The 17,991-nt window shown below is 74.5% G+C and carries 10 protein-coding genes and 1 pseudogene; 8 read left to right on the forward strand and 3 right to left on the reverse strand.

Annotated features, from left to right (window positions below):
- Positions 1–13: 13 nt before the first annotated feature.
- The gene (locus E3Z34_RS02030; RefSeq protein WP_134772268.1) at positions 14–487 is read left to right on the forward strand and encodes an SRPBCC family protein; all 474 of its coding nucleotides are present in this window, start codon (positions 14–16) and stop codon (positions 485–487) included.
- Positions 488–496: 9 nt separating this feature from the next.
- Here the strand turns inward: E3Z34_RS02030 and ppk2 are convergent, their stop codons facing one another.
- The 3 genes from ppk2 to purD form a co-directional block, all read right to left on the reverse strand.
- Complete coding sequence (ppk2, locus tag E3Z34_RS02035; RefSeq protein ID WP_134772269.1) at positions 497–1,393, reverse strand: polyphosphate kinase 2; 897 nt, start codon at positions 1,391–1,393, stop codon at positions 497–499.
- A 913-nt stretch (positions 1,394–2,306) separates the two neighbouring features.
- Positions 2,307–6,272, reverse strand: a complete 3,966-nt coding sequence (gene purL / locus E3Z34_RS02040; protein WP_134772270.1) for a phosphoribosylformylglycinamidine synthase — start codon at positions 6,270–6,272, stop codon at positions 2,307–2,309.
- A 3-nt stretch (positions 6,273–6,275) separates the two neighbouring features.
- Entirely contained in the window at positions 6,276–8,588 is a 2,313-nt protein-coding gene (gene purD, locus E3Z34_RS02045) for a phosphoribosylamine--glycine ligase (protein WP_134772271.1), read from the reverse strand.
- Positions 8,589–8,837: 249 nt separating this feature from the next.
- Between purD and E3Z34_RS02050 the strand changes: the two genes are divergently transcribed.
- From E3Z34_RS02050 to recR, 7 genes and pseudogenes are all read left to right on the forward strand, one after another.
- Positions 8,838–9,866 (forward strand): helix-turn-helix transcriptional regulator, encoded by a 1,029-nt coding sequence (locus E3Z34_RS02050; protein WP_202977006.1) that lies wholly within the window; start codon positions 8,838–8,840, stop codon positions 9,864–9,866.
- Positions 9,867–9,949: 83 nt separating this feature from the next.
- A pseudogene (locus E3Z34_RS02055) lies at positions 9,950–12,184 on the forward strand (HelD family protein).
- Positions 12,185–12,275: 91 nt separating this feature from the next.
- Positions 12,276–13,412: a CapA family protein gene (locus tag E3Z34_RS02060; protein WP_134772272.1), complete on the forward strand. Its 1,137-nt coding sequence runs from the start codon at positions 12,276–12,278 to the stop codon at positions 13,410–13,412.
- 114 nt (positions 13,413–13,526) lie between these two features.
- A complete protein-coding gene (locus tag E3Z34_RS02065) occupies positions 13,527–15,968 on the forward strand; it encodes a DNA polymerase III subunit gamma and tau (RefSeq protein WP_134772273.1) in 2,442 nt (813 codons plus the stop codon).
- Positions 15,969–15,978: 10 nt separating this feature from the next.
- Positions 15,979–16,653, forward strand: coding sequence for a lysophospholipid acyltransferase family protein (locus tag E3Z34_RS02070; RefSeq protein WP_134772274.1), 675 nt, complete (start codon positions 15,979–15,981; stop codon positions 16,651–16,653).
- Positions 16,650–17,300, forward strand: a complete 651-nt coding sequence (locus E3Z34_RS17920) for an HAD hydrolase-like protein (protein ID WP_158288579.1) — start codon at positions 16,650–16,652, stop codon at positions 17,298–17,300. Before E3Z34_RS02070 ends, E3Z34_RS17920 begins: the two co-directional genes overlap by 4 nt.
- A 75-nt stretch (positions 17,301–17,375) precedes the next feature.
- On the forward strand, positions 17,376–17,990 hold the full coding sequence (gene recR, locus E3Z34_RS02080; protein WP_134772276.1) for a recombination mediator RecR: 615 nt from the start codon (positions 17,376–17,378) through the stop codon (positions 17,988–17,990).
- Position 17,991 lies beyond the last annotated feature (1 nt).

Consider the following 17,991-nt stretch of genomic DNA (forward strand, 5'->3'; position numbering starts at 1 on the left):
GGGTCGCCCCGCCATGGACGTCACGGTCAGCACCGTCTACGACGCTCCCCGGCCCCTGGTCGCCGCGGTCGCCGGCGACCCGGCGCACGCCGAGCGGTGGAGCGGCACCGTCCACGGCGTCCGGTGGCACGGGGAGCCCACCGTCGCCGCGGGATCGTCCTTCGAGCTGCTGAGCCGGGCGCTGGGGCGGGAGATGGCCGCCACCTACCGTGTGGTGGACCTCGTCCCGGGGGAGCGCCTGGTGGCCCGGGTCGAGGGCGGTGCCTACCCGCTGGAGGTGACCATGACCTGGTGGGACGAGGAGCCGGGGTCCACCGGCCCCCGCACCGGGATGGCCCTGCGCCGCGCCGGCCGGCCACCGGTGATGGCGACGCTCGGGTCCGGGGCCGTCACGCTGGGGATGCGGCGCGCGATGCGGCGGGACCTGGAGCGGCTCCGCCTGGTGCTGCGTGAGGAGGCCGACGCCGCCTCACGGCCCGGCGTCTGACGCCGGCCCTCAGTCCTCGTCGGTGTGCTTGGCCCGGGAGACGATGAGCGGGTCCGGGGAGTAGACGACGCTGTCGTCCTTGCCCTCGTAGTCGAACTGGTGCAGGAAGGCGCGCAGGGCGTTGATCCGGCCGCGCTTCTTGTCGTTGGACTTGATCACCGTCCACGGCGCGTGCTTCTTGTCCGTCCGGTTGAACGTCTCCTGCTTGGCCGCCGTGTAGTCCTCCCACCGGTCCAGGCTCTCCAGGTCCATCGGGGAGAGCTTCCAGCGCCGGACGGGGTCGATCTGGCGCAGCGCGAACCTGGTGCGCTGCTCGTCCTGGGTGACGGAGAACCAGAACTTGGTGACCGTCGTCCCGCTCTCGACGAGCATCTGCTCGACCCGCGGGGCCTGGCGCATGAAGGTCTCGTAGTCGTCGTCGCTGCAGAAGCCCATGACCCGCTCGACGCCCGACCGGTTGTACCAGCTGCGGTCGAACAGGACGATCTCCCCCGCGGTGGGCAGGTGGTTGATGTAGCGCTGGAAGTACCACTGGCCCTGCTCGGTGGAGGAGGGCTTGTTCAGCGCGACGACGCGGGCGGCGCGCGGGTTGAGGTGCTCGGTGAAGCGCTTGATCGTCCCGCCCTTGCCGGCGGCGTCGCGGCCCTCGAAGAGGATGATGTGCTTGGCCCCGACGTCCTGGGTCCAGTACTGGAACTTCAGCAGCTCGACCTGCAGGAGGTACTTCTCGTGCTGGTAGATCTCGTCGTCCATGAGCTCGTCGTACGGGTAGCCCTCGCGCCAGGTCTCCACGGCGTTGCCGTCGGGGGCGATGAGCACCGGGTCCTCGTCGGTGGCGTCCCGCACGGAGTAACCCTCGATGCGCAGCTGGTCGATGTACTCGCGAAGGTTCATGCGCTGGACCATGTCCCTAGTCAACCGCTCAACCGGGGAGGACGGGACACCGGGTCCCACTCCCGTCGCCGCTCCTCGCCCCGCGCCGACCCCCCCACCCCGACCTGTGCACCCCAGGAGCACTTCTGCACGGGCTACAGCCCGCCACCATGTCCGATTCCGGTGCACAGGTCGGGCACGGGGGACGCGTGGCTCAGACGGGAGAGCCGTGACGGGCCCGGGCGCGGGCGAAGGCCGCGCCGATCCTGCTGAGCGCTGGTCCCGGAGGAGGAAGTCGACGATCCCGACGAGCTCTCCCGTGGCGTCGCGCACCGGGTACGGCCGTGCAGACTCGAGACCTGCCCGATCCGTGGCTCCGCCCCTCAGGGCCGAGTCCGCGCTCACCAGACCGGACACGATGCCGAAGGCGGCACCGACCTGGAGGCAGGCGAGTTCGGGAAGGACCGCCGGTATGCCGTCCACCTCACCCACCCACCGAGGCAGGACGGGCGGATGCACGTGCACCACCGTCCCGCTGCGGCCACGCCTGCCGTCGGTCCGCACGAGATGGACACGGTAGTCCACGCCATACACGCCCACCCCTCGGAGGACGAGCGCGCTGTGATGGCTCAGCGTGAAGGGCGACCCGCCGTGGCACATCGCTGCCGCGACAGCCCGGGCGCGCAGCTCGTGCCGTTCCCAGGGCTGGGCGGTCCGCCACCGGTCTCCGTCAAGAAAGGTGGAACGCCGCAGCCGCACGAGGACTCCCGAGGTGAGAAGACGATCGACCTGGGCCGGTGTCACCCCCATCGCCTGCAGACGCCGCGTCGTCGTCACCCACCCTGCGCCGCCAGGTGCGCAAGGACCTCTTCCCCCACCGTTGCCATCGGCCCAGGGTGGCTGACGTGCAGAAGGGCTCTTCAGGTGCACAGGTCGGGGGGGAGGGTCAGTCGACCCAGACCCGGGCGTTGCGGAACATCCGCAGCCAGGGGCTGTCCTGGGCGACCGGGCCGTCGGTCCAGGAGAGCTGCGCGTTGCGCAGCACCCGCTCGGGGTGCGGCATCATCGCGGTGAAGCGGCCGTCGGGGGTGGTCACCGCGGTGAGGCCGCCGGGGGAGCCGTTCGGGTTCGCCGGGTATGCCGTGGCCACCCGCCCGTGGTTGTCGACGTACCGGGCGGCGGCCAGGACCCGTGACTCGTCCCCGCGGGCGGAGAAGTCGGCCAGACCCTCGCCGTGCGCCACGGCGATCGGCAGGCGTGAGCCGGCCATCCCGGTGAGGAAGACGGACGGGCTGTCGAGGACCTCCACCATGGACAGGCGCGCCTCGTACTGCTCCGACCGGTTGCGGGTGAACCGGGGCCACGCCTGCGCGCCCGGGATGAGCTCGGCCAGGGCGGCGAACATCTGGCAGCCGTTGCAGATCCCGAGCCCGAAGGTGTCCTCCCGGGCGAAGAAGGCGCTGAAGGAGGCGGTCAGCCGCTCGTTGAAGAGCACCGAGCGGGCCCAGCCCTCACCGGCGCCGAGGGTGTCGCCGTAGGAGAACCCGCCGCAGGCGACCAGACCCTTGACGGAGGCGTCGGCGAGGTCGAAGCGTCCCGCCTGCAGGTCGGTCATGTGCACGTCGTAGGTGTCGAACCCGGCCCGGTCGAAGGCGAAGGCGGTCTCGACGTGGGAGTTGACGCCCTGCTCGCGCAGGACGGCGACCCTGGGGCGGGCCCCGAGGTTGAGGTAGGGCGCAGTGACGTCCTGGGCGGGGTCGAAGGTGGGCTCCACGTGCAGGCCGGGGTCGTCGTCGGCGCCGAACGCCGCGTGCTCCTCCTCGGCGCACGCGGGGTTGTCCCGCAGGGTGCTGATGCGCCAGGACACCTCGTCCCAGGCCTGGGCGAGCTCGCGCACCGGCTCGTCCAGGGAGATCTCCCCGGCGCGCACGACCACGCGGCGGGTGGAGGTGGCGACGCCCAGCTCGTGGGTGAGGTCGCCCAGGCCGTGCCGGTCCAGCACCGCCAGCAGCTCGTCGACGTCGTGGCCCCGGCAGCCCAGGACGACCCCCAGCTCCTCGGAGAAGAGCGCGGCGACGCCCCCGGTGACGGGGTCCGCGTAGGACAGCCCGTCCGGGACGTCGACGTCCACCCCGACGGCCCCGGCGAAGGCCATCTCGCACAGGGTGGCCCACAGGCCGCCGTCGCTGCGGTCGTGGTAGGCGGTGAGCAGGCCGCGACCCCGCAGCTCGGCGAGCGCGGCGGTGAGCTGGGCGAGGTGGGAGGGGTCGTCCAGGTCGGGCACGGTCCCACCGAACTCCCCGCGGACCTGGGCCAGGATCGACCCGCCGAGCCGGTCGCGACCGGCGCCGAGGTCGACGAGCACCAGCGCGTCCCGCGCCCGCACCTGCGGGGTGAGGGTGCCGCGGACGTCCGGCAGGGACGCGAAGGCCGAGACGACGAGGGAGACGGGCGAGACGACCTGCCTGGCCAGGCCGTCCTGCGTCCACGTCGTCCGCATCGACAGCGAGTCCTTGCCGACGGGGACGCCGATCCCGAGCGCCGGGCACAGCTCGGTGGCGACGGCCTGCACGGTGTCGTAGAGCGCGGCGTCCTCCCCGTCCTCGCCGCAGGCGGCCATCCAGTTGAGGGAGAGCTTCACCTCGCGCAGGTCGGCCACGGGTGCGGCGAGGAGGTTGGTGAGCGCCTCGCCGACGGCCATCCGTCCCGAGGCCGGGGCGTCGACCGAGGCGAGCGGCGTGCGCTCGCCCGACGACATCGCCTGGCCCGCCAGCCCCACGTGGTCGCTGAGCGTCACGGCCACGTCGGAGACCGGGACCTGCCAGGGGCCGACCATCTGGTCGCGGTGGGAGAGGCCGCCGACGGTGCGGTCGCCGATGGTCACGAGGAAGCGCTTGGAGGCCACGCTGGGGTGGCGCAGGACGGCGTATGCGGTGTCCCGCAGGGTCTCCCGCCCGTCCGCGTGCAGGTCCAGCTCCTCGGTGGAGCGCCGGACCCGGCGCACGTCGCGCACCATCCGGGGCGGCTTGCCGAGGAGGACCTCCATCGGCATGTCGACGGCCCGGGCGTCCTCGGACACTCCGGTGAGGACCAGCCGACCGTCGGCGTGGGCGACGCCGACCACGGCGTAGGGGCACCGCTCCCGCTCGCACAGCGCGCCGAACGCCTCGAGGGAGGCCGGGTCGAGCGCGAGCACGTAGCGCTCCTGGCTCTCGTTGCTCCAGATCTCCTTGGGGGACAGCCCGGACTCCTCGAGCGGGACGGAGCCGAGCTCGAAGCGCGCTCCCAGGCCGGCGTCGTCCACGAGCTCGGGAAAGGCGTTGGACAGCCCGCCCGCCCCCACGTCGTGCAGGGCCAGGACGGGGTTGTCCTCCCCGAGGGCCGCGCAGTGGTTGATGACCTCCTGCGCCCGGCGCTGCATCTCGGGGTTGCCCCGTTGCACCGAGTCGAAGTCGAGGTCCTCGGCGTTGGCCCCCGAGGCCATGGAGGAGGCGGCCCCTCCGCCCAGGCCGATCCGCATACCCGGTCCTCCGAGCTGGACGAGGAGGGTGCCCGCGGGGAAGCGGACCTTCTCGGTCTGCGAGGCGCTGATCGACCCCAGGCCCCCGGCGCTCATGATCGGCTTGTGGTAGCCGCGCCGCACCCCGTCGACGGTCTGCTCGTAGACCCGGAAGAAGCCCCCCAGCGCCGGGCGGCCGAACTCGTTGTTGAAGGCGGCGGCGCCGACCGGGCCCTCGGTCATGATCTCCAGGGGCGTGGCGAGGTGCGCCGGAGCGCCGTAGTCCTCCGCCTCCCAGGGCTCGGAGGTGCCGGGCAGGCGCAGGTGGGAGACGACGAAGCCGGTGAGCCCGGCCTTGGGGGCCGACCCCCGGCCAGTCGCCCCCTCGTCCCGGATCTCACCGCCCGCGCCCGTGGCCGCTCCCGGGAAGGGTGAGATCGCCGTCGGGTGGTTGTGGGTCTCCACCTTCATCAGGACGTGGACCTCCTCCTCCGCGGCGGCGTAGCGGGTGGGGCCGGCCAGCGCGGCGGGCCCGTGCCGGCGGCCCTCGGGCGCCCAGCGCGTCACCGTGCCGCCCCGCATGACGGAGGCGTTGTCCTTGTAGGCGACGACCGTGCCCTGGGGGCTGGCCTGCTCGGTGTGCCGGATCATGGCGAAGAGCGAGCGCTCCTGCGGCTCCCCGTCGACGATGAAGTCGGCGTTGAAGATCTTGTGGCGGCAGTGCTCGGAGTTGGCCTGGGCGAACATCGTCAGCTCGACGTCGGTCGGGTTGCGCCCCAGCGCGGTGAAGGCCTCGACGAGGTAGTCGATCTCGTCCTCGGCCAGGGCCAGTCCCCAGGACCGGTCGGCCTCCACGAGCGCCGCGCGACCCCGGCCCAGGACGTCGACGTGCTCCATCGGGGCTGCCTCGCGCTCGGCGAAGAGGGCCGCGGCGTCCTCCTGCGACGGCAGCGCCGACTCGGTCATCCGGTCGTGCAGCACCGCCGCGCAGGCGACCCACTGCGCCTGCGTGAGGTCGTCGGGCCCCTCGAGGTCGAGGGTGTACTCAGTGACGCGCTCCACCCGACGGATGTCGATCCCGCAGTTGTGGACGATGTCGGTCGCCTTGCTGGCCCACGGGGAGATGGTGCCCAGCCGGGGCGCGACGACGACCATCGCCTCGGCCCGGGTGAGGGGGCCGTCCGGGCGCGGCATGCGACCGTAGGGCTCGCCGTAGTCGAGGATCGCGCCGAGCGTGCCGGTGGTCGCCTCGTCCAGCGTCTCGTCGGAGGCGACCCAGTGCACATGACGGGCCGCGACACCCGTGACCCGGGGGACCACCTCCCGCAGCCGGCGCAGGAGCGCGGCGGTGCGGAAGTCGGACAGGGCGGAACCGCCGGGGAAGGCGGTCAGCCGGTAGTCGGGCACGACCATGGCTCAGGACTCCTGCACGTCGGGGGAGGGGAGGAACGGGGTGCCCGTGAGCGTCTCGTACGCCTCGACGTAGCGCGCCCGGGTGAGCTCGACCACCTCGGGCGGCAGGGCCGGCGGCGGCGTGTCGGAGGCGCGGTCCCACCCGCTCGCCGGGGAGGTCAGCCAGTCCCGCAGCACCTGCTTGTCGTATGACGTCTGCGTGCGCCCGGGCGCCCACTCGCCCGCCCGCCAGAAGCGCGAGGAGTCCGGGGTGAGCACCTCGTCGGCGAGGACGACGTCGACCACGTCGGGATCCACGGCGGCCCAGTCGATCTCGTCCTCCAGCGCCTCCTGGGTGCTGAGGCCGAGGGCGGTCGCCAGCTGCTGGGGGTCGACGCCGAACTCCACCTTGGTGTCGGCGATGAGGATGCCCCGGTCGGCCGCGATGTCGTTGCCCCGCACCAGGATCGCGACGGTGAGGTCGCGCAGGCGGGCCGCCAGCCGGGGGCCCACGAGATGCTCCACCTCCCCGAACGTGATCGGCTCGTCGTGCTCGCCGACCGCGGCCTTGGTGCTCGGGGTGAAGATCGGCTCGGGGAGTCTCGACCCGTCGACGAGGCCCGCGGGGAGAGGGACCCCGGAGACGGTGCCGGACGCGGCATACTCCGCCAGGCCGCCGCCGGTGAGGTAGGCGCGGGCGACGCACTCCACGGGCAGCATCCGCAGTCGCTTCACGGAGACGGCGCGGCCCGCGACCGCGGCCGGCACGTCCGTCGACATGACGTGGTGCGGCGCGAGGTCGGCCAGCTGGTCGAACCACCACAGGGACAGCTGGGTGAGGACGGCGCCCTTGTCGGGGATCGGGGTGTCGAGGACGTGGTCGTAGGCGCTGATCCGGTCGGAGGCGACGAGCAGCAGCCGGCTGTCGTCGCGGCGACCGGTGCCGGGGTCGAGCGGAGCGTAGAGGCCGCGCACCTTGCCCACGTGCACGAGCTCGTGGCCCGGGAGCTCGACGGGGGCGTCGACGGGCGAGCGGGGGTCCGGCGTGGTGGCGCGGGGAACGGTGATCTGCCCCTGCTCGGCGGCGCGTGCGACGTCGGTGCGGAAGAAGGATCCGTCGAGGGAGATCCGGTGCACAGCGGCGTAGGCGCGGACCCGGGCCTCGGCGAGGTCGCGCCCCAGGGCGACGACGCTCAGCACCCGCCCCCCGGCGGAGACCAGAGTGCCGTCGACCCCCCGGGTGCCCGCGTGCAGGACGTGGACGCCCTCGACCGCCGCCGCCCGGTCCAGGCCCGTGACGGGGTCCCCGGTGCGCGGGGCGGAGGGGTAGCCGTCGGCGGCGACGACCACGGTGACGCTCGCCTGCGAGGACCACCGCAGCGGGGGCAGCTGCGCCAGCCGGCCCTGGGCCGCGGCCAGGAGCACCCCGGCCAGGGGGGTCTCCAGGCGGGCGAGGACCGACTGCGTCTCCGGGTCGCCGAACCGGGCGTTGAACTCGATGACGCGGGGCCCGGCCGCGGTCAGGGCGAGCCCGACGTAGAGGACCCCGGTGAAGGGCGTGCCGCGACGGGCCATCTCCTCGACCGTCGGTCGCGCGACCCGGTCCACGACCTGGTCGACCAGGTCGGGGGCCTCGTGCTCCAGCCAGGGCAGGGGGCTGTAGGCGCCCATCCCTCCGGTGTTGGGGCCGGAGTCCCCGTCCCCGACCCGCTTGAAGTCCTGCGCCGGCGCCAGCGGGACCACGGTCGACCCGTCGGCCAGGCAGAAGAGCGAGACCTCCGGGCCGTCCAGGTAGTCCTCGACCACGACCCGGCCGCCGTCACGGGCCAGGCAGGAGAGGGCGTGCTCGGTCGCCGCCTCCCGGTCCGCGGTGACCACGACCCCCTTGCCGGCGGCCAGCCCGTCCTCCTTGACGACGTACGGGGCGCCCGTGGCCGCGAGGGCCGCCTCCACCTCCTGCGGCGTGGTGCACACGTGGCACGCCGCGGTCGGGACATTGGCGGCGGCCATGACCTCCTTGGCGAAGGCCTTGCTCCCCTCCAGCCGGGCCGCGGCGGCCGTCGGCCCGAAGCACGGGACGCCGGCCTCCAGCAGGGCGTCGGCGACACCGGCCACGAGCGGCGCCTCCGGCCCCACGACCACGAGGTCCACCTGCTCCCGCCGGGCGATCCCGACGACCGCGGCCGGGTCCGTGGGGTCTCCCGGCAGGCAGCGGGTCAGCTGGGCGAGACCGGGGTTGCCGGGCAGGGCCAGGATCTCCGAGACGTCCGGATCGAGGGACAGGGCCCGCGCCAGGGCGTGCTCACGGGCGCCGGAGCCGAGCAGCAGGACCTTCACCCGACCGAGCCTACCCAGGCCGACGGGGGCATAAGTGTGGCCCTCCTGGGAGGCAGGGGGGGTATCTCCCAGGAGGGCCACGATGCAGGGCAGGGTCTGCGGGGGCTCATGGGGGGGCATTGCTCCCGCGACTCGCACATCCCTGCGCCGGCGAACCGGCAGTTCCCACAGTGACACACCTGCCCGCGTCTTGTCATCCTGAGCGCTGGCGGGTTGCCGCCACTGTCGCCCATCCGTCAGGATCGGGGGGTGATCACCGGTCCCGAGCCGAGCAACATCCAGGCGACCCGGCAGACGTTCGGGCTCAGCTACGAGGACTTCGTGGGGCGGTTCTACCGCGCCGCGGTCCCCCTGGGCGTGCCGACGCGGGAGGGCCTGAGGGAGTCGGGCTACTCCGACGAGGACATCACCGTCGCCACCTCGGAGCTGGTGGCACGAGGGTTCCTCACGACCGGCGACGACCCCGACTCCTGGGCGGTCGTCCCGCCCCGCGCCGCGTTCAGCGCCTACGCCGCGGAGATGGAGCACCGCATGAACCTCACCAGGGCGACGATGGGCCCGATGGAGCTGATGTGGCGCCGGTCCCTCGGCCGGCGTCGGGTGACGGAGATGCCCACCGACATCGACCTGCTGGTCGACGTCGACGACATCGTCCAGCGGGTGCTGACCCTGCACCAGAGCGCGACCACGCGTCTGTGGTGGGCGGTGGACGGCTCCGCCGCCGCGCGCTCGTTGCTGCACCGGGCGATGGACGAGCCGGGGCTGCTCGAGGTAGGGGCCCACGTCGAGCGCCGGCTCATGATGGACACCTCGCTGCTGCAGGACGAGGCGGCCCTGGCCCACCTGCACCGGTGCCGCGGGGCCGGGCACGAGGTGAGGATGGGCAACGGCATCCCCTTCTCCATGGTCGTCGGGGACGACACCGCCCTGGTCGACCTGTCCGCCTTCGACGAGCTAGGCCAGGGGTCCTTCGTGGCCAGGCTGGCGCCGGCGGTGAGCGCCGTCAGCCGGCTGGCCGAGGAGATCTTCACGCTGTCCACCCCCTACGGGGAGACGGTGGAGGCGCTGGCCGCCGACGGGTCGGCCCCGCCGCTGGACGAGCGTGACCGACGGATCCTCGCCCTGCTCACGGTCGGGGCCTCCGACCAGGTCGCCGCCCGTCAGCTCGGGGTGTCCGTCCGCACGGTGGAGCGCAGGGTGCGCTACCTCATGGAGCACCTGGGGGCCGCGACCCGCTTCCAGGCCGGGGTGCAGGCGGTGCGCCGGGGCTGGGTCTGAGCCCGGACGCGGGATAGCATGAGGCCTTTGCGGGGGCGCGGGTGCAGGGCCGTGCCCGGACCCGGACGAACGGAAGGTGGCCGATGACCGCGACCACGAGCGAGCTCGTCGCTGCCGAGATCGCGGCTGAGCAGGCGCACGTGGACAGGGTCTACGGCGAGCTCGCCAAGGCGGCGGAACGGGTGGAGCTGGTGCACGCCGAGGGGATGGCCCGGGGGCAGACGGACCGTCGTGGCACCGGTGACCCCCGGGAGGAGGAACTGGCCGGCCTCTTCGAGCGGGACGCGCTGGTCTTCACCGCGAGCAAGCGGCGCGCCTCGCTCCAGCACCAGCACGAGGGTCTGGTCTTCGGACGTCTCGACCTGGACCACGAGCGCCCCGACGCCGACGGCGAGACCCGGGAGGTGCGCTACGTCGGCCGGCTCGGGGTGCGCGACGACGACTACGAGCCGTTGGTCGTGGACTGGCGGGCCCCCGCGGCCGCGCCGTTCTACCGCGCCACCCCCGTGGACCCCCAGGGCGTGGTCCGCCGCCGGGTCCTGCGGTGCCGCGGCGAGGAGGTCGTCGGGGTCGAGGACGACCTCATGGTCACCGAGGCCCCGGACGACCTGGTCGTGGTGGGGGACGGCGCCCTCATGGCGGCCCTCACCCGTAGCCGGGGTGCCGCCCCGCATGCGGGACATCGTCGCCACGATCCAGCAGCACCAGGACGAGGCGATCCGCGCCCCCGCCCGCGGGATCACCGAGATCACGGGTGGCCCCGGCACCGGCAAGACCGTCGTGGCGCTGCACCGGGCCGCCTACCTCCTCTACTCCGACCGACGTCGTTTCGAGGGCGGCGGGGTGCTGGTCGTCGGCCCCTCGGCCGCCTACACCGCATACATCGAGCGGGTCCTGCCCTCCCTGGGGGAGGACTCGGTGGTGCTGCGCTCGGTCGGGGACGTCGTCGGCGGCCTCACCGCCACGCGGCTGGACGCGCCCGAGGCGGCGGCCCTCAAGGGCAGCCTGCGGATCCGCCAGCTGCTGTCCGCGCTGGTGCGCGAGCCGGCCCCGGGGGCTCCCACCCTGCTGCGCGTCTTCGTGCAGGGCCACGCGGTCCGGCTCGAGGCGGCCGACCTCGAGCGCGCCCGCCGGCAGGTCCTCCGGCACCACCACCGCAACGCCGGGTATGACGCCGCCGTCGCGGCGCTGGCCCAGCTCGCCTGGGAGCAGGTCCGGCAGGGGGAGCGGGAGGAGTTCGTCGACCGGTTCACCGACTCCGGCGACGTCGAGGCCTTCATGCGCGAGTGGTGGCGGCCCGTCGACCCCCGCGACATGCTGCTCTGGCTCGCCGACGAGGCGATGGTGCGCCGGCTGGGGGCCGATGCCCGGACGGCCCGGATCGTCGCGGACTCCTACCGGGAGGCGCTGCGCACCGGCACCTGGAGCGTGGCCGACGTGGCGCTCGTCGACGACCTGCAGGCCCGCCTCGGGCCGATGGTGGACCTGCCCAGCGAGGAGCGCGGTTTCTACGAGATCGAGGAGCTCGACGACGCCTCGCAGTACGGCGTCGCGGCGCTCCGCGTGGGATCGGCCGGGGACGGGGACGTGACCGCGGTCGGCGACCACACGCACCTGGGTGACGCCCGGGCCGCGGAGCGTCTGTCGCACGACCCTCGGGAGCGGCTCCTGGCCGGTCGCGTCACCCCGGCCGAGGAGTACGCGCACGTCCTGGTCGACGAGGCGCAGGACCTCTCCCCGATGCAGTGGCGCATGCTCGGCCGCCGGGGCCGGTGGGCCTCGTGGACGGTGGTCGGTGACCTCGCCCAGGCCTCGTGGGACGACCTGGAGGAGGCGGCCCAGGCGCGGGAGGAGGCCTTCGGCGGTGCGCCCCGGCAGGCCTTCCACATGGACACCAACTACCGCAACGCCCGGGAGATCTTCGACCTGGCCGCGCGGATGATCCGCGAGCACGTCCCGGACGCCGACATCCCGCCGCGGTCCGCGAGACCGGGATCGAGCCGGTCGAGGCCGCCGTGCCTGCCGGGGACCTCGTGGCCGGGGTCGCCGACGAGCTCGACCGGCTGCTGCCGGAGGTGGAGGGGCAGGTGGCGGTCGTCGCGCCGTGGTCCTGGCACCGGCGGCTCGCCCCGGTGCTGGACGGCCGGCCCGACCGCGTGCTGATCATCGACCCCCTGTCGACCAAGGGGCTGGAGTACGACGCGACGGTCGTCGTCGACCCCGCCGCGATCGTGGCCGAGTCGCCCGGCGGGGTGCGGGCCCTGTACGTCGTGCTGACGCGCGCCGCGCACCGCACCTCGATCCTGCGCCCGGTCTGAGGCGCCCGCCCGTGGCGCGTCACCGGGTCGGGTACGCGGGGCGTCGTGCCCTCCCCGCGGTCGTGGCGCTCCTCGCTCTGGCGCTCGCGGGGTGCGTCCCGTCGGGCGGGGGCGGCGCGGTGCCCCCCGCGCCCACCGCGGCCGGTCCCGGGCCCGCTCCGGCGGACCAGGATCCCGAACGGCGGATGCATCCTCGACCGGTGCGGAGAGGTCGGCCGACGGAAAGAGCGACGGCAGGCGGACCGCATACCCCGAGGACACCGGCGGCGTCCCGCCGGCGGAAGGCCGGGCGCAGGTGGTCTTCACCGGTGACCTCATGCTGGCCCGCAGCGTCGGCGAGCTGGTCCTGGCCGAGGGTCCGGCGGCGCCGTGGGAGGGGGTGGCCGAGGTGCTCGCGGGGGCGGACCTGCGCGTCGGCAACCTCGAGACGACCGTCGGGGCTGCGGGCGAGGCGGAGGACAAGGCCTACACCTTCCGGGCGCCCGCGGAGGCGGTCGACGCCCTCGTGGCAGGCGGGTTGGACGTGCTCAGCCTGGCCAACAACCACGCCTACGACTTCGGTGCCGAGGGCCTGCTGGAGACGCTGCGTCTGGTGCGCGGGGCAGGGATCCGGACCGTCGGGGCGGGAGCCGACGCCGAGGCCGCACACGCCCCGGTGGTGGTGGTGGAGGGGGTCGAGCTGGGCTTCCTCGGCTACGTGGACGCGCCGGACGACTGGTCCGGCTACGCGAACCGGGCCTGGGCGGCCACCGCCGGCTCGCCCGGCGTCGCCTGGGCCGACCCGGCCGCCGTCGCCGCCGACGTGGCGGCCCTCGCGCCGGAGCTGGACCACGTCGTCGTCCTCCTGCACGCCGGGACCGAGGGCAGCGGGGAGCCGGACCCGGTCCAGGTGGCTGCGGTCCAGGCGGCCCTGGACGCCGGGGCGAGCGCGGTCGTCGGCGCCCACCCGCACGTCCTGCAGGGGTGGTCCCTGCAGGAGGGACGGCTCGTGGCCTGGTCGCTGGGCAACACGGTCTTCGACGGGTTCGAGGATCCGCTGAGCAGGGAGGCCGGCCTGCTGGTGGTGACCTTCACGGGCCGGGCGGTCGAGGAGGCGCGCCTGGTCCCAGCCCTCGTCGACGAGCGAGGGCTGCCCACGGCTCTCGACCCCTCCGAGGCGCCCGGCCGGGCGATCCTGCAGCGGGTGGACGCGCTCCCGGTGCCCGAGCTCACCGGTGGGGACGGGTGAGCGCGCGGGAGGGGACGGAGGGCCGGGAGGCCACCCCCGACTGCCCGGCGCACCCGCCCCGGCCCTGTGGATCGGACGCACCCGGTGTCGGTCGAGGCGGTTAGGGTCGGTCCTGTGAGCACCGCCCTGTACCGCCGCTACCGGCCCGAGTCCTTCGCCGACGTCATCGGTCAGGAGCACGTCACCGAGCCGCTGATGCAGGCGCTGCGTTCCGGACGGGTCAACCACGCCTACCTCTTCTCCGGCCCGCGGGGGTGCGGCAAGACGACGAGCGCCCGGATCCTGGCCCGCTGCCTCAACTGCGAGCAGGGCCCGACGGACACCCCGTGCGGCACGTGCGAGAGCTGCGTCGCGCTGGCCCGGGACGGTGCCGGGTCGGTCGACGTCATCGAGATCGACGCCGCCAGCCACGGGGGGGTCGACGACGCCCGCGACCTGCGGGAGCGCGCGGCGTTCGGGCCCGCCCAGTCGCGGTTCAAGGTCTACATCATCGACGAGGCGCACATGGTGACGCCCAACGGCTTCAACGCCCTGCTCAAGGTGGTGGAGGAGCCGCCGCCCCACGTGAAGTTCATCTTCGCCACCACCGAGCCGGAGAAGGTGCTGGCGACGATCCGCTCTCGCACCCACCACTACCCCTTCCACCTCGTGCCGCCCCAGCGGCTCACCTCCTACCTCGAGCAGCTGAGCGCGCAGGAGGGGGTCCGGCTCGAGCCCGGTGTGCTGTCCTTCGTCACACGCGCGGGCGGGGGGTCGGTCCGGGACTCCCTGTCGGTCCTCGACCAGCTGATCTCCGGCGCCGGTGAGGAGGGACTGACCTACGAGCGGACCGCCGCGCTCCTGGGCTTCACCGACGTCGAGCTGCTGGACTCGGTGGTCGACGCGGTTGCGGCGGGGGACGCGGCGACCGTCTTCCAGCAGGTCGACCGCGTCATGGAGTCCGGGCACGACCCGCGGCGCTTCGTCGAGGACCTGCTGGAGCGCTACCGCGACCTCATCGTCCTGGCCGCCGTCGGGGAGCAGGCCGGCGGGCTGCTGCCGGGCCTGCCGCCGGACCAGGTGGAGCGGATGCGGCTGCAGTCGCGGACGTACGGCCCGGCCGCCCTGTCCCACGCCGCCGACCTGGTGGCCCGGGGCCTGTCCGAGATGGCCGGCGCGGTCTCCTACCGGCTCATGCTCGAGCTGCTCGCCGCCCGGTTGCTGCTGCCCGCGGCCGCCGGGGAGGAGGGGTATGCCGCCCGCCTGGACCGCCTCGAGCGTCGCCTCAGCTCCGGGGCCGGGGTGGACGTGCCCGCGCCGGCCGCCCGTCCGGTCCGTGGTCGGGCCCAACCAGGCCAGGCCGAGGGGCCGACCGGCGGGCCTCCGGGTGGCCAGAGGGCCCCCGGTCCCCAGGGCGGCGAGGTCGTCTCCGGCGCCCAGGGGGACCCGGTCGACGCCGGCCCCCGCGGCGGGGGACCAAGCCGCCCGGACCCGCGGGAGGACGTCCCCACCGGGCCGGACACCGAGGGGGCGGCCAGACCAGGTGCTCTCGACACCGCCGCCCTGCGCCGCAGCTGGCCGGACATCCTGGCCGCGGTGCGGGAGATCAGCCGGCGCACGGCGGCCGGTCTCGAGCAGGCCCAGGTGCTGGACTTCGACGGCCGGCGGCTGCTGGTCGGCTTCCCGGCGGAGAGCTGGGTGCGCCACTTCACCGGGACCTCGCACGAGGAAGCGCTGCGCCAGGGGGTCCTCGACGCTCTGGCGCTGGACACCCGCATCGAGGCGGCGGTCCAGCGCGACCCCGAGCCTCGGACCCAGACCGGACCCCAGCGCATGGCGCCGCCCCAGGACCAGGCGCCGCCCCAGAGCGAGACCGGGCCCCCGCCGAGCGGAACCGCCGGTGACTCCCCGCACCCCCCGGTCGGGGGCGGTCACCAGCAGGGGCGGGTGCGTCGACGGTCCGACGAGGCCGACCGGGACGGCCGGTCCGCCTCCCCGGCTCCATCGGCCGCTCCGCAGGTCAGGGTGCGGGGCCGCGGGACGGCGGGGCAGCCGCAGGGTGGCCCCACCGGGGACCCGCAACGGACCGCGCCCTCGATGGCCGAGCAGCTCGGGGCCGTCGGGCGCACCGGGGCGGACTCCGGGCCGGACTGGGCGCAGACCGCTCGCAGCGCCGCGGCCCCCGCCTGGGCCACGTCCGAAGGTGCACCCGAGGGTGGGTCGTCCGACGGCGCCCCCGCCGGTCGGGACGCTGACCGGGAGCGGGGGGTGCCGGCCGAGGGTGGTCCGCCTCCTGAGGAGCGGGAGGCGGTGCGGGACGAGCGCGGCCCGGCCTCCGCCCCGGTCCAGGAGGACGTCTCCTCGCCCCCGACGGGCCACCGGCCGGGGCAGGTGCGCACCCGGGCCGCGGCCCAGGCGCCCCCGCCCGCGCCGCAACCCACGACCGCGACGAGCTGGGCGGACGCGCCGAGCGCCGACGACGAGGACCTCAGCTCCTCCGGGGCGGTGGGGCAGCCGGTCATCGAGACGGTGCTGGGAGGTACGGTCATCGACATCACCGAGGACCGGGTCGGCTGAGAGGACGTCCATGATTTACGAGCTGCTGCACCCGATCGTCACGCCGCTGGCGACCGCGATCTGGCGCCCGGAGGTCGTGGGTCGGGAGAACGTCCCGCCGACGGGCCCGGTCATCCTGGCCAGCAACCACCTGTCCTTCGCCGACAGCGTCGTCATCCCGCTGACCTCCCCCCGGCAGGTCGCCTTCCTCGCCAAGTCCGAGTACTTCACGGGCAAGGGCCTTAAGGGCTGGATCAGCCGGGAGTGGTTCGAGGGGGTCGGCTCGATCCCCGTCGACCGGGACGACACGCGGGCCGCCCAGGCCTCGCTCGACCTCGCCCTGGCACACCTGCGCAGCGGCGGAGCCTTCGGGATCTACCCGGAGGGCACCCGTTCCCGGGACGGGCGGCTCTACCGCGGCCGGACCGGCGTGGCCTGGCTCGCCCTGGAGGCCGGCTGCCCCGTCGTGCCCGTCGGCCTCAGCGGCACCCAGGACATCCAGCCGGTGGGCTCCCGGTTGCCCCGCCGCGCCAAGGTCCGGGTCGAGTTCGGCCCGGCGATCCCCGTGGCAGGGCGGTTCGACGGGGTGCCGTCCGGCCGCGCCCGCCGGGAGCTCACCGACGAGGTCATGGCCGCGATCCTGGGGATGACCGGCCAGGAGTGGGCGGGGGAGTACAACCAGCGCCCGCCGGAGACCGCCGCGTGAGCCGCTGGCCCGTCGTCCTCTTCGACTTCGACGGCACCCTCGCCGACACGCTGGCCCTCATCGTGGCCTCCTACCGCCACACGCTCGCCGACCTCGAGCCGACGGTGAGCGAGCGGGAGATCCGGTCCTGGATCGGGCGCACGCTCGTCGACACGCTCGAGTCGCGGCACCCGGGACGGGGGGAGGACCTCGTGGCCCGCTACCGCGCCCACAACCTGGCGCACCACGACGACCTCCTCGAGCCCGTCCCCGGGCTGGACCTCCTCCTGTCCGACCTGCTCGCGGGCGGCACGGCCGTCGGGGTGGTCAGCTCCAAGGTCGGCGACACGGTGCGCCGCGGCATGGCCGTCGCAGGCCTCCCCCACGTCGAGGTGGTCGTCGGGCTCGGGGAGACCACCGAGCACAAGCCGCACCCGGCACCGCTGCTGGAGGGAGCGCGGCGGCTCGGTCTGCTCCCGGGGGAGGTGAGCAGCCAGTCCTGCGTCTACGTCGGCGACGCGTGGGTCGACGTCGCGGCGGCCCGGGCGGCCGGGATGGCCAGCGTGGCGGTCACCTGGGGTGCCGGGTCGAGGGAGGAGCTCGCCGACGCCGACCACCTCGTCCACGACGTCGAGCGGCTGCGGGCCCTGCTGCGCCCCGGCCCCTGACCGCGCCCGTAGCCCCTGAGCGCGCCCGGTGCGCCTGGCCGCGGCACCCAGGCGGACCGCATACAGTCGATCACTGTGTACGAGGGCGTGGTCCAGGACCTGATCGACGAGCTCGGGCGGCTGCCCGGGGTCGGGCCGAAGGGTGCCCAGAGGATCGCCTTCCACCTGCTGACCGCGGACCCGGAGGACATCACCCGGCTGGCGGACGCCCTGGTCCAGATCCGCGAGAAGGTGCGCTTCTGCGAGGTGTGCGGCAACGTGGCCGAGGCCGAGCGCTGCCGCATCTGCCTGGACCCGCGCCGCGACCCCGCGGTCATCTGCGTCGTCGAGCAGAGCCAGGACGTGGCCGCGATCGAGCGGACCAGGGAGTTCCGCGGCCGCTACCACGTACTGGGCGGGGCCATCAACCCGATCGGCGGGGTGGGCCCGGACGACCTGCGGCTGCGCGAGCTGGTCGTCCGGCTCGCCGACGGGCAGGTGAGCGAGGTCATCATCGCGACCGACCCCGACCTGGAGGGTGAGGCCACGGCGACCTATCTCGCGCGCCTGCTGCGGCCCTACGAGGGCGTCGCGGTGAGTCGGCTCGCCTCCGGCCTTCCCGTCGGGGGCGACCTGGAGTATGCCGACGAGGTCACCCTGGGGCGCGCCTTCGAGGGACGCCGCGTGCTGTCCACCGGCACGGCCGGCTGAG

It is taken from the genome of Ornithinimicrobium flavum, assembly GCF_004526345.1.
Lineage (GTDB): Bacteria > Actinomycetota > Actinomycetes > Actinomycetales > Dermatophilaceae > Ornithinicoccus > Ornithinicoccus flavus.

Excerpts from the sequence above, each read along its gene's own strand:
- E3Z34_RS02070 (WP_134772274.1), top strand. The coding sequence starts at position 15,979 with ATGATTTACGAGCTGCTGCACCCGATCGTCACGCCGCTGGCGACCGCG.
- E3Z34_RS02030 (WP_134772268.1), top strand. The coding sequence starts at position 14 with ATGGACGTCACGGTCAGCACCGTCTACGACGCTCCCCGGCCCCTGGTC.
- purL (WP_134772270.1), bottom strand. The coding sequence starts at position 6,272 with ATGGTCGTGCCCGACTACCGGCTGACCGCCTTCCCCGGCGGTTCCGCC.
- ppk2 (WP_134772269.1), bottom strand. The coding sequence starts at position 1,393 with ATGGTCCAGCGCATGAACCTTCGCGAGTACATCGACCAGCTGCGCATC.